The sequence below is a fragment of the Erythrobacter westpacificensis genome (genome assembly GCF_039542285.1).
Taxonomy (GTDB): Bacteria; Pseudomonadota; Alphaproteobacteria; order Sphingomonadales; family Sphingomonadaceae; genus Alteraurantiacibacter; species Alteraurantiacibacter westpacificensis.
The window spans coordinates 50,984-63,315 of record NZ_BAABHV010000010.1; the positions used below are offsets into that span (position 1 = coordinate 50,984).

Consider the following 12,332-nt stretch of genomic DNA (forward strand, 5'->3'; position numbering starts at 1 on the left):
TTGGCAGCCTTGCAATGGAGGCGTTGCGTCACCTGCCTGCCCGTGTATCCAAGCACTTGTGACGACCGGTCAAGCCACCCCCACCCCGCCCGCAGGGACGGACGATTTCGCATCGGCATGGCGGGAGCTGCAGACCGACGGCGATATCCAGTTCGCTCCGGTGCAGGTGCCGGAGCAGGAGCCGCCACCCGACTGGCTGACCGAATTCATCCGCTGGCTGGGCGAAATGCTTAGCCCGGTCGGAAATGCGCTGGTCGATATCTGGCCGGTCCTGATGTGGGTGCTGATCGGCGCGGCTGTGCTGGCCGTGCTCTATTTCCTCTACGATACCTTCGGGCCCGGCTTTGCACGGCGCAAGCAAGAAGCCTCGCAAGAGCCCGAATGGACGCCGCGCGAGGGCGAGGCTCTGGCCCTGCTGGAGGAGGCGGACCGGCTGGCAGCGGCGGGCGAGTTCGATGAAGCGACGCACCTTTTGCTAAAGCGCTCCGTCAGCCAGATCGCCGAAGCGCGGCCCGACCTGGTGGAGCCGAGCAGCACCGCGCGCGAACTGGCCGCCGAAGCGCGACTGCCCGATGCGGCGCGCACGGCCTTCGCCCTGATCGCCGCTCCGGTGGAGCGCAGCCTGTTCGCCCTGCGCAAGCTGGAGGAGGCCGACTGGCAGGCCGCCCGCGCCGCCTATGCCGATTTCGCGCTGGCGCGGAAGGCGATTGTCGCATGAGCCGGCGGACCAGCCCCTTCCGTCCCGGCACGGTGCTGGCCCTGCTGGCGGTGGGGGCCTTGGCCTTCCTGCTGTTCCTCTATTCGCTGGGCCAGGGCTGGACCGGGGGCGAGGAAAGCAATGGCGGCAATCACGCGGCGGCGAACGGGTTGAACGGATTTTCCGGCCTCGTCACCCTGCTGGAGCGGACGGGCCGCAACGTGACGCTCTCCCGCAATCCGGCGGACATGCGCGAATACGGCCTGCAGGTCCTCACCCCGCCGCTGATGACCAGCCCGGAAGAGTTCGGCGAACTGCTCGATCAGCGCATGAACGGCGGAATGGGGCCCACGCTTGTCGTCCTGCCGAAGTGGATCGCCATGCCCGTGCCGGATGTGGAGGACGTCGAGAGCGAGGATGGCTGGGTCATGCTGCTGGGTGCGACGTCGCCACTGTGGTTTAATCAGATCGAGATTGCCGAAGGCGCTGGCCTGGACGTAGGACAGACCGGCGGCTGGCAGGGACTGGGCGGCTCGGGAGACCTGCCTGACGAAACGCAGGTCCAGGCTCTCACCTCCGACGAGGAAAACACGTTCCGCGCGCTTTTGACGGATAGCGAGGGCGACGTGCTCGCCGCCGAACTGGTGCAACGCGAAGACTACGATCCCTGGCCCGTCATCGTGGTGTTCGAGCCGGACCTTGTGAACAATTACGGCATGGCAGACCGGGCGCGGGCAGAAGTGGCGCTGCAACTGGTGGAGCGAGCCACGCTGGGCGAGGACATGCCGATCCGCTTCGACCTTTCTCTCAACGGCCTTGGCGCAGCGCAAAACCTGCTGACGCTGGCTTTCCGGCCACCGTTCCTTGCCGCGACGCTGTGCTTGCTGCTCGCCGCGCTGGTGATCGGCTGGCGCGCGTTTCGCCGGTTCGGCCCGCCCGTGGCTGAGGCTCCGGCGGTGTCGCAGGGCAAGCGGCAGCTGGCGCGCAACGGTGCGGCGCTGGTGCAGCGGGTGAAGCGCTGGCACCTTTTGAAGCGGCCATACGAAGACATGGTCGGGCGGCGCGTGGCGAATGCGCTTGGCCTGGGCGATGCCGAAACCGACGCCCGCGAAGTGGCTATCGATGAAGCGCTGCACCGGCGCGGCCACGATGGCGAGCAATTCTCCCGCCTTGCCGCCGACTTGCGCGATGCCGAAAAACCGCGCGACATCCTGCGCGCGGCACGGCGACTACGGACATTTGAAAGGACGCTGACACAATGAGTGACACCCCTGCGACCATGACGCTGGAACAGACCGCGGAAATGGCCAATGTAATCCGCGCCGAAGTGGGCAAGGCCATCGTCGGCATGGACGAGGTGGTCGAACACCTGCTGATCGCCCTGATCGCGCAGGGGCACGTGCTGCTGGAAGGCCCGCCGGGAACGGCCAAGACATTCCTTGCGCAGTGCTTTGCCCATGCCACCGGCATGGAATTCGGTCGCATCCAGTTCACGCCGGACCTGCTGCCGGGCGATATCCTCGGCTCCAACCTGTTCAACTTTCAGACCAGCCAGTTCACCCTGACGCGCGGGCCCATTTTCCGCGAGCTGCTGCTGGCGGACGAGATCAACCGCACCCCGCCCAAGACGCAGGCCGCCCTGCTGGAAGCCATGCAGGAACGCCGCGTGACGCTGGACGGGGAAACGCATTCGCTGTCAGACAACTTCATGGTGGTCGCCACGCAGAACCCCATCGAGAACCAGGGCGTCTATCCGCTGCCCGAAGCACAGCTCGATCGTTTCGCCTTCAAGCTGCTGGTGCCCTACCCCAGCGCCGAAGAGGAGGTGCGCATCGTCAAGCGTTTCGGCGAGCGCGCCGGGCCGCAGGGTCCGCTCGATTTCGGAATAGAGCGGGTTGCCAATGCGGGCCGGATTTCCGCCGCGCAGGCTGCGGTGAAGGACGTCACCCTGTCGGACGAGGTGGTGAACTACTGCGTCGCACTGGTGCGCGGCACGCGCGAGAATGCCGATATCGCTAGCGGGGCCAGCCCACGCGCCGCCGTGCTGCTGGCCAATGCCGGTCGCGCCCGCGCCGCGCTGGAAGGGCGCGCATATGTCATTCCCGACGATGTGAAGGCGCTCGCCACCGCCTGCCTGCGCCATCGCCTGCTGCTGTCTCCTGCGGCGGAGATCGAGGGCAAGCAGGTGGAAGATCTGGTAGCCGACCTCGTCGAGCAGACCGAGGCACCGCGCTAAGCTCGATGAACCGTCTGCGCGCCCTGCTGGCCCGGTTGCCTGCCGTGCCCATCGTGCCCACGCCGCGCACACTGGTGCTGCTGGCGCTGCTCGCCCCGGTGGCGGCGGTGATCGCGGCGACGGCGCCGGGCGCATGGGTGGTCGCCCCGGCGGCGGCGCTGGCATTGCTCCTGCTGACGGTGGTCGACGGATGGTTGGCGGGGAGTCTGGTGCGCTTTTCCTGCGATGCGCCAAGCGATGCCGAGGTTGGCCAGCCGACGCCGATCCGCGTGGAGGCAGAGATCGAGCGCGACAGCGATGCTCCCGCGCCCGAAGCCGCGCTCGGCTTCGATCCGCGACTGGGAGAAGGCGGCGCGGCCACCTTCCGGCTCGAACCGACCGGGAAGCCGGGCATGTTCGCAGGCGAAGGCGAGATTGCGCCCATCCGCCGCGGGCCCGGCGAGTTGCACGACCTGTGGCTGCGCTGGCCGGGGCCGCTGGGCCTTGCCGTGCGGCATGTCCACACCCGCCTCGATGCCCGCATCCGGGTGTGGCCGGACCTTTCGCCCGTCCGTTCCCCGGTGCTCCAAAGCTTCCTGCGCGACAGCCAGTTCGGCCTCGTCGCCCGGCGCATTCGCGGCGAAGGCACCCAGTTCGAGGCACTGAGCGAGTACGAGCCCGGCATGGATCGCCGCCGCATCGACTGGAAAGCCAGCGCCCGCCACACCGCGCTTTATGCGCGCGAGAACGAGGCGGAGCGCGACAACCAGATCGTCTTCGCTTTCGATTGCGGCCAGTCGATGATCGAGCCGGTCGATGGCCTCCCGCGGCTGGACCGCGCCGTTTCCGCCGCGCTGATGGCCGCCTACGTGGCGCTGAAAGGCGGCGACAAGGTGAGCCTCTTCGGCTTTGCCGACCAGCCGCAGATGATGACCCCGTTCGTCACCGACACCCGCGCCTTCCACCGGCTGCAAAGCGCAGCGGGCGATCTCGACTACACCGCGCGAGAGCCAAACTTCACGCTCGCGCTGGCCACCCTGACAGCGCGCCTGAAGCGCCGCGGCCTGATCGTGCTGTTCTCCGATTTCTCCGACCCGACTTCCGCCGAATTGATGGTAGAGAGCGTGGAGCGGCTGGTGCGCCACCATCTCGTGATCTTCGTCACCATGGTGGACACCGAACTGGAGGAACTCACCACGGCCGAACCCGATACGCTGGGCGACCTCGCCGTGGCGGTGAACGCCGATGCATTGGCGCGCCAACGGCAACTGGTGCTGCAACGGCTGAAGCGGCTGGGCGTGAACGTGATCGAGGCGCCGCACGATGCGATCGGCTACCGCCTGATCGACCTCTACCTCGAAACCAAGCGGGCGGAGGCAATCGGCTGATGGTGCTGGCACTGTTCAGGAAAGCGGAGATCGAACCGCCCGCCGATATCGAGGTGGCATCCTTGCGTTCCGACCGTTTCCGGCTGGAAAGGGAAGTGGAATGGCAGCGGCTGGACCGGATCGTCACCGCGCTGGAAAAGAACAGCCCGCGCCGCATCAGTGACGAGGACCTGCTCGAACTGCCCGTACTCTACCGGAAGACCGCCTCCAGCCTCGCCGTGGCGCGCGAGACCTCGCTCGATGCAGCCACGCTCGCCTACCTCGAATCGCTGGTGCGGCGGGCATGGTTCCAGGTCTATGGCCCGCGCATCGGGCTGATGGGCTGGCTGCGCCGCTTCCTTGGCGGAGGGTGGAGCGCGGCGGTGCGCGCCATCTGGCTGGATATCTGCATTGCCTTTGCCGTGATGGTGGCAGGCACGATCGTTGGCTGGCTGCTGGTCGACCAGGACGAGCGCTGGTACTATTCGCTGGTGCCCGGCGGCATGGCCGGTGGCCGCGCGCCCGGTGCCGATCCTGCCACCTTGCGAGAGACCCTCGGCACGGCGGAAAATTCGGACGGGCTCGGCGTGTTCGCGGCCTACCTGTTCTCCAACAACACCGGCGTTTGCATCATGGCCTTTGCGCTTGGCTTTGCCTTCGGCGTGCCCACGTTGCTGCTGCTGGTCTACAACCTTGCCCTGCTGGGGGCGATGTTCTGGGTGTTCCAGGAAGCCGGCATGGGCCTCGATTTTGCCGCCTGGCTGAGCGTGCACGGCACGACCGAACTGGGCGCAATCCTGCTGTCGGGCGCGGCGGGCCTGCACGTCGGGCGCACGATGGCCTTTCCGGGAGACCGCTCCATCCTCGCTGCGATGCAGACCGCTGGCGTGCGCGCGGCGCAGGTGATGGCGGGCTGCACGATCATGCTGATCGTGGCGGGCCTGCTGGAAGGATACGTCCGGCAACTGGTGGGCGACACGCCCTCGCGCCTTGCCATCGGCGGGACCATGCTGGCCGTGTGGATCGTCTATTTCGCCGCCATGCCCGCCCCGAAGGAGCGCGAGACATGACGGCATCCCCACGAACCGCGATGCAAGCAGGCCTGTCGAAACGCGCCCGCACGCTGGTGACGCTGGAGGGGCTTTCGCTGCCGCTGACCGTGGGCAGCAAGGGGGCACGGGCAGGCGCGCTGATCCTCGACCTCGTTATCCTGGTGGTGGGCACCATCGTCGTGCTCGTCACCTTGTCCGCCATCGGCCTGGGCCTGTTCGACATGGGTTCCAGGCCGGACACGAACCCGGTGATGCAGGGGGTGATGGTCCTGGTCATCCTCTTCATGTTCCTTGCCCGATACGGCTATTTCCTCTGGTTCGAACTGGGCCCCCGCGCCGCCACGCCGGGCAAGCGGCTGGTGGGCCTGCGTGTTGCGGCGCGGGACGGCGGACGGCTGACTGCGGAAATGGTGATCGCCCGCAACCTGGTGCGCGACGTGGAGGTGTTCCTGCCGCTGTTCTTCCTGCTGGGCGGCGGGCAGGAGGCAGGCGTTGCGGGCTGGGCGGCGTTCGTTTGGCTTGCCGTCTTCGTGCTGTTTCCCTTCTTCAACAAGGATGCCCTGCGCGCTGGTGACATCGTTGCCGGAACCTGGGTGGTGGAAGCCAGCCGCGCGAAGCTGAAGGAAGCCATGTCGCTCGCCCCAGACAGGCAGGACACCTACCGCTTCGGGGAGGCCGAACTGTTCGTCTACGGCGAGCACGAATTGCAGGTGCTGGAAAAAGTCTTGCGGGACGACCGGCCAGAGGCTCTGCGCGAGGTGGCCGAGGCCATTACCGGCAAGATCGGCTGGCAGCTTGGCAGCGGTGACGAGCGCGAATTCTTGGAGGCGTTCTATGCCGCGCTGCGTGGCCACCTGGAAGGCAACATGCGCTTCGGCAAGCGCAAGCGGGACAAGTATTCATGACGATATTGCGGGACGCGACACCGGACGATGCCGAGGCGCTTGCCCGTTTGGGGCGTGACAGCTTCTGCCATTCGTTCGAGCACCTCTATCGCCCCGAAGACCTGCAACCGTTCCTGCGCGAAGTCTATTCGCCCGAGACCGTGGCGCAGGAAATTGCCGATCCCGGCATTCGCCACCAGTTGACGCAGGATGCGCCGGGCGAACCGCTGAGCGCCTTTATCAAGGTGAAGTACGAAAGCCCCTATGCTGAGCATTCGGATGCGCGCCGCCCGCTCTGCCTCGGCCAGCTTTACACCGATCCCGCCCGCACCGGCGAAGGGCTGGGCGCGGCGCTGATGGAATGGTGCCTTGCCCTTGCCCGGCAGCGCGGGTGCGATGCCATCCAGCTATCGGTCTACAGCGAAAATCCGGGCGCGCAGAGGTTCTATCAGCGCTATGGCTTTACGAAAATTGCAGACATCGGCTTCTGGGTCGGCGAACAGCGCGATGCGGAATTTCTCTACGAATTGCGCCTTTAGCGGCCACAAAGACGATTTGGGTTAAGAGGGCCTTAGGGCTTTCTCGTCATATCCCGAGGCAATGGTAAACGTCGCACTGAAATTGCCGGCCTTCGAGGCTCCTGCCCGCCCGCTGGCCGATGAACTGGTCAACAATCCGGGAATAGACCGCATCCTTTCTTCCGTTCGGGGGCACCTCGGCGTGGAGATCGCTTTCGTCTCCCGCTACGTGGAGGACGAGCAGCGCGAACTCACCCACGTCAGCACCGACCTGGGCCTGCCGATGGGCCCCGGTTTTCGCGAGAACCGGGAGGAAAGCTACTGCTGGCACATCCTCAATGGCCGCCTGCCGGAGCTGATCCAGGACCCGGCCGATCATCCCATGACGCGGGAACTGGCGATTACCGATTTCCTGCCCGTGGGCTGCCACATCAACACGCCGCTACGCCTTGCCGATGGCACGGTGTGGGGCAGTTTCTGCGCCCTTGGCCGCAAGCCCGACCGCACGCTGACCCCGCGTGACCTTGCCATCCTGAAAAGCTTTGCCGGCCTTGCGGCCGAGCGGATCGAGGCCTCGCTGGAAGAAGACGTCATGCTGCGCCAGGCGCGCCGGCGGGTGGAGGCGATGCTCGATGGCCACGCCGTCACCATGTTCCAGCAGCCGATCCACGACCTGAAAAGCGGCAAGCCGGTGGGCGTGGAATGCCTCGCCCGCTTCCCCGACCTGACGAAGCGCGGGCCGCAGGCGTGGTTCGACGATGCGGAGAAAACCGGGCTGGGCAGCGAACTGGAAATGACCGCCGTGCGCTGCGCGCTGGAAACGGTGGGACAGGTGCCCGAAGGCATCTACGCCGCGATCAACGCGTCGCCCGAAACGATCATGTCCGGCACCCTGCGCCAGGTGCTCGAGCAATCGGAGGCGACCAACCTCGTGATCGAGGTGACCGAGCATCAGCTTGTGGACGACTACGCCGCCCTTGCCCGCGAGATCGAGGCGTTGAAGCCCTTTGCAAAAATCGCCATCGACGATGTCGGCACTGGCTATGCGGGCCTGCGCCACCTGATCGAATTGGGTCCCGATATCCTGAAGATGGACATGGTCCTCACCCGCGATTGCGACAGCGATCCCGCGCGCCGCGCCATCGCTGCCGCCATGGTGCAGTTCTCCCGCGATATCGGCGCGAAGCTGGTGGCGGAAGGCATCGAGACCGAGGCCGAGCGCGCGGTGATGCAGGACCTTGGCGTCGACTACGGCCAGGGCTACCTGTTCGCACGTCCACTGCCCGTGGTCGCCGCGCAGCAGCACCTGCTCGGCGTGGCGATGGGATAAGAGGCTTCCCTAGCTCTCGCCGCGCAGTGCGCGTTGCTGCTGGCGGGTCATTTCCTTCGCCGCGTAAATATCCCCGCCCTCGATCTGCAAGTCCATGCGCTTGCGATCGTTCTCGCGGTAGGTCGTCTCCGCCTCGTCGATTTCGCGTTCGCTCAGCCCGACGTTTTCCAGCGCCATGCGCGCCACGGCCAGCGCGCTTTCGTAGACTTCGCGCACGACGTATTCCGCCTTGCTGTTCGCCAGCGCGATCACGCTCTTGCGGTCGAACCCGCGGACATAAATCGTCGCCTTGGGAAACGTCTCGGCAACCGAATCAATGAATTCGCGGCCCGGCACCTCGTCCATGCAGAACATGATAAGCTGCGCGTCCGCCGCACCCGCCTGGCGCAGCAAGTCCAGCCGCGTGCCGTCGCCGTAGTAGACCTTGCTGCCGAAATCCTCCGCGGTGTCGATCTGCGCGTCGTTCCTGTCGATCAGCGTGACGGAAAGCCCGCCCGCCAGCAGCGTCTGCGCCACCGTCTGCCCGAAGCGGCCAAATCCGACCACCAATGCGCCGGCGCCCTCGTCGTGCGGGCCTTCGCGCTCTCCGCCTTCCCGTTTAGGTTCCTGGCGGATCTTGCGGGTGGCGATCATCAGGAACGGGGTTGCCGCCATGGACAGGGTGACAATGGCGCCGAACAGGCTCGATTGCTCAATGGAAATGAGCCCGCCCTGCACCGCCTGGGTGTAGAGCACGAAGGCGAACTCGCCGCCCTGGCTCAGCAGCAGGCCCAGCGCCAGCGCGGCTCGCCAGCGCATCTTCAGCAGCAGGCCCAGCCCCATGATGATGGCCGCCTTCACCGCAATCAGCAGCACCGCGAAACCGATCACGAACAGCGGGTTCTCGGCAATCACGCCGATGTCCAGCATCATTCCAACGGCGACGAAGAACAGTCCCAGCAGGATCGCGCGAAACGGCTCGATATCGGCTTCCAGTTCGTGGCGGTAACGCGTGTCGGCCAGCATGACCCCGGCGATGAAAGCCCCCAGCGCGGCGGAAAGGCCCAGCGCTTCCATCACCACCGCGCTTGCCAGCACGGTGAAGAGGGCCGCGACGATGAACAGCTCGCGCTCTCCCAGCGTGCCGATCAGGCTGAACAGCGGGCGGATCAGCAGCCGTCCTGCGGCTACCAGCCCGACGACGGCGACCAGCGTCAGCACGCCCAGCATCCAGCCCGAAGGCCCGTCCTCGGCCCCGCTGCCCAGTGCCGCGACAATCGTGATGAGGGGAATGATCGACAGGTCCTGGAACAGCAGGATGGCAAAGGCCCGCTCGCCGAACGGCGTGCGCAGTTTGCCGCCGGATTGCAGCATCGGCAGCACCTGCGCGGTGGAGGACAGGCCCAGCGGCAGGCCGATCGCCAGCGCGGCGGCCCAGGGATAGCCCGCCAGCGCCAGCACCGTGGCCGTCACCGCCAGCCCGCAGGTCGTCACCTGCGCCAGCCCCAGCCCGAAAATCGCGCCTTTCAGCCGCCACAGCCGCGCCGGGGACAGTTCCAGCCCCACAACGAACAGCAGCATGACGATGCCGAGCTCGGCGACCTCGGCCATTTCCTCGGCATTGCCGACAAGCCCGAGAACATGCGGTCCCAGCAGCGCGCCCGCGACAAGGTAGCCCAGCGTCGCCCCCAGCCCTGCGCGGCGAAAGGCGAGCACGGCCACCATCGCGAAGCCCAGCATCAGCATGGCATCGCGCAGCATCAGTCCGGCGTGGTGTTCTTCCATCAGTCAGCCCCCTGCCCTGCGACCATTCTCAAAGCCATTTCCATTTCCAGAACAGCGCCAGTTGCACTGCAAGGATGCCTGCGCAAAGGGCAACCACGATCCAGAAGGCATCGCCATCGTCCACCCCCGGCATCCCGCCGACGTTGATGCCAAGCAGCCCGGTGATGAAGCCCAGCGGCAGGAAAATGCCTGCAACGATGGTGAGCAGGTAGGTCGCCTGCTCGTTGCGGGCGATGGAGCGCCCGCGAATGTCGTCCATCAGCACGACGGCGCTTTCCTTGCTGATGTCGAGATCTTCGAGGTAGCGCCGCAGCCGGTCGATCGACTCGGCGATCTCGCGCCGGTCGTGCTCCTCGAACCACGGCGGGGCGTACTTTGAAATCGCTTCCAGCGCTTCATGCATCGGGCCCATGTGGCGTTTCAGGCCCAGGCAATTGCGGCGGATGATTGCGATCTTCTCCAGCATCTCTTCCGCGTCGTCGTCTGCTTCCGCCTCTTCCAGCTCGTCGATATGCTCGTTCATGTCGACGATGGAGCGGTTCATGCGGTTGATCATCGCCTCGGTCAGCTCGGTGATCAGCGCGCCAGCATCCGTCGGCCCGGCCTCGCGCCGGTCGATCATGGCCAGCACGCGGCGCGGGGTCTGGAGCGGCAGGCGGCGCAAGGTGAGCAGGCGCGTGCCGTCGCACCAAAGTTGCATCGAAAGCATGTCCTCCGGCTCCGCACCGGGGTTGAAATTGATGCCGCGCAGCGTGGCGACCAGCGTATTGCCTTCGCGAAAGGCGCGCGGGCGGGTGCGGTCGCTCACCAGCAGTTCACGCGTCGGCTCGGGGATGTCCAGTTCTTCCAGCCACTCCATCACGCCGGGGCGATTGCGGCACAGGTGCACCCACAGCACTTCGCCCGGTTGCGAGGGCTGCCAGTTACGCGCCTCCGCCCACTCCAGCGGGCGACCTGCGCCAACGCCGTCCAGCACGCGGGCGAACAGCAGAGGGTGGTCGTCGGGGCAATCGGGTGCGGAAACGGTGTCGGGTTCGTCCATCGCTGCCTTCCATGCCGCAATTGTACGCTGCTGTCATCGCTGCACGAAGGCGGTCAGGCGGACGCGCCTCGCTCGGCCGCAATCAGCGGTTCCTCGTGGTCCGCCGGAATGGTGATGAGGACGGTCAGCCCCGTCGCGACGAGGATCCCGATGGCGAGGAAGAACAGCGGGGCCTGCAAGCCGCCAAAGCCGGCCAGCAACGCGAAGGAGAACCCGGCGAAGCTGGTGCCCTGGTTCACGAAGGCCATGTAGATCGAGAACTGCGTCGCCCCGGTCTTCGGCTCGCAGAACGCCATGTTGATCGCACCGTTGCCGGTGCCCACCAGATTGTACATCACCGTCCAGCCGACCGCGATGAACCAGATCATCCAGCCCTGGTCCCACAGCGGCTCGCCAAACGCGATGGCAGCGATGACAAGCGCGAACAGGCCATAGGTCACGATCTGGAACGGCTTTGCGCCCATGCGCGAACAGAGCCAGCCGCCCAGCGTGATGGCGACGATGGCCGATGCAAGTTGCGCCGTCCCGTTGGCGACGCCCAGCTGCGCCTCGTTCCAGCCCGCGTAATTGGCCGCGATCAGCGGTACTGCGACGGCCATGGTGCCGTATCCCATCCCGCGCAGGAAGATCGAGGCAGACCAGATCAGGCTGTCACGGCGGAACATGTAGCGGAAAGCGGATTTCACCAGCTCCACCCAGCTATCGGGTTGCACGGCGAGGGATTCCGGCGATGCCAAGCCTTCGGTCCAGGGCAGACGGCGTTCGCCGGTCCGCTCCCTTACCCAGACCAGGTAGGCGGTGATGAAGATGATGGCGACGGCGGCACTGATATACCCCGCTCCCACGCCGAACCGGTAGATGATCAGCCCCGCGATGGAAGCCGTGATGGCGATGCCCAGCGCCTGTCCGCCCGCCATGATCCCGCCCGCGTAGCCGCGTTCGTTGCCATCGCAGATGTCGACGGCCAGTGCATCGGCGGCCACGTCCTGAAACACCACGGCAAGGCTGACGACGAAGGCGATCGCGCCCAGCAGCACCTCGTCGCGCGGGCCCGGCTCCAGCAGCGCGCAGACCAGCAGGCTGGCGATCATCACCACCTGCGAGGCGATCAGCCACGCCCGGCGGCGCCCCATGGGAAGGTAGGCATACCGGTCCATCAGCGCGCCGTTGATGAATTTCAGGCTCCACGGGATCGCCGCCATGCCGATGACGTAGCCGACCTCTCCCGCCGTCGCGCCGCTCGCGGCCATCCAGGCGGGGATCGCGAATTCCAGCAGGCCGATGGGAATGCCCTGCGCAAGGTAAAGGACGAGAATCGTCGACAGGCGCATCGGGCGATTGTCCGTCATGCAAGGGTTCGCAAACATCTTTCGCCCCTTCGAAAGTGTCCGTGCGACCCGCAATGTGCCGCGAATGTCTCCCGAAAGGCCGGTGAAGTCAAATTGCGGCAGCGAACATGGCCC

The 12,332-nt window shown here is 66.2% G+C and carries 11 protein-coding genes; 8 read left to right on the plus strand and 3 right to left on the minus strand.

Annotation, left to right across the window (positions count from 1 at the left end):
* The first annotated feature begins 58 nt into the window (after nt 1–58).
* The 8 genes from ABFX23_RS08220 to ABFX23_RS08255 all read left to right on the plus strand — a co-directional run bounded on the left by ABFX23_RS08220 (nt 59) and on the right by ABFX23_RS08255 (nt 8,063).
* The gene (locus ABFX23_RS08220) at nt 59–718 is read left to right on the plus strand and encodes a hypothetical protein (protein WP_346032615.1); all 660 of its coding nucleotides are present in this window, start codon (nt 59–61) and stop codon (nt 716–718) included.
* Nucleotides 715–1,959 carry a DUF4350 domain-containing protein gene (locus ABFX23_RS08225; protein ID WP_346032616.1) on the plus strand — a complete coding sequence of 415 codons (1,245 nt, stop codon included), beginning with the start codon at nt 715–717 and terminating at the stop codon, nt 1,957–1,959. Before ABFX23_RS08220 ends, ABFX23_RS08225 begins: the two co-directional genes overlap by 4 nt.
* A complete protein-coding gene (locus ABFX23_RS08230; RefSeq protein ID WP_346032617.1) occupies nt 1,956–2,933 on the plus strand; it encodes an AAA family ATPase in 978 nt (325 codons plus the stop codon). Before ABFX23_RS08225 ends, ABFX23_RS08230 begins: the two co-directional genes overlap by 4 nt.
* Before the next feature lie 5 nt (nt 2,934–2,938).
* Nucleotides 2,939–4,300: a DUF58 domain-containing protein gene (locus tag ABFX23_RS08235; RefSeq protein ID WP_346032618.1), complete on the plus strand. Its 1,362-nt coding sequence runs from the start codon at nt 2,939–2,941 to the stop codon at nt 4,298–4,300.
* Nucleotides 4,300–5,349, plus strand: coding sequence for a stage II sporulation protein M (locus tag ABFX23_RS08240; RefSeq protein ID WP_346032619.1), 1,050 nt, complete (start codon nt 4,300–4,302; stop codon nt 5,347–5,349). Before ABFX23_RS08235 ends, ABFX23_RS08240 begins: the two co-directional genes overlap by 1 nt.
* Nucleotides 5,346–6,236 (plus strand): RDD family protein, encoded by an 891-nt coding sequence (locus tag ABFX23_RS08245; protein ID WP_346032620.1) that lies wholly within the window; start codon nt 5,346–5,348, stop codon nt 6,234–6,236. The genes ABFX23_RS08240 and ABFX23_RS08245 overlap by 4 nt, the downstream gene beginning before the upstream one ends.
* A complete protein-coding gene (locus ABFX23_RS08250) occupies nt 6,233–6,754 on the plus strand; it encodes a GNAT family N-acetyltransferase (RefSeq protein WP_346032621.1) in 522 nt (173 codons plus the stop codon). The genes ABFX23_RS08245 and ABFX23_RS08250 overlap by 4 nt, the downstream gene beginning before the upstream one ends.
* Before the next feature lie 61 nt (nt 6,755–6,815).
* Nucleotides 6,816–8,063: a sensor domain-containing phosphodiesterase gene (locus tag ABFX23_RS08255; protein WP_346032622.1), complete on the plus strand. Its 1,248-nt coding sequence runs from the start codon at nt 6,816–6,818 to the stop codon at nt 8,061–8,063.
* 9 nt (nt 8,064–8,072) lie between these two features.
* Here ABFX23_RS08255 and ABFX23_RS08260 read toward each other — a convergent pair whose 3' ends face one another.
* From ABFX23_RS08260 to ABFX23_RS08270, 3 genes are read right to left on the minus strand one after another with little or no spacing between them, the layout of a single operon-like run.
* The gene (locus ABFX23_RS08260; RefSeq protein ID WP_346032623.1) at nt 8,073–9,827 is read right to left on the minus strand and encodes a cation:proton antiporter domain-containing protein; all 1,755 of its coding nucleotides are present in this window, start codon (nt 9,825–9,827) and stop codon (nt 8,073–8,075) included.
* Nucleotides 9,828–9,855: 28 nt separating this feature from the next.
* The gene (locus tag ABFX23_RS08265; protein WP_346032624.1) at nt 9,856–10,869 is read right to left on the minus strand and encodes a CorA family divalent cation transporter; all 1,014 of its coding nucleotides are present in this window, start codon (nt 10,867–10,869) and stop codon (nt 9,856–9,858) included.
* 53 nt (nt 10,870–10,922) lie between these two features.
* A complete protein-coding gene (locus ABFX23_RS08270) occupies nt 10,923–12,218 on the minus strand; it encodes an MFS transporter (RefSeq protein ID WP_346032625.1) in 1,296 nt (431 codons plus the stop codon).
* Between the last annotated feature and the right edge of the window lie 114 nt (nt 12,219–12,332).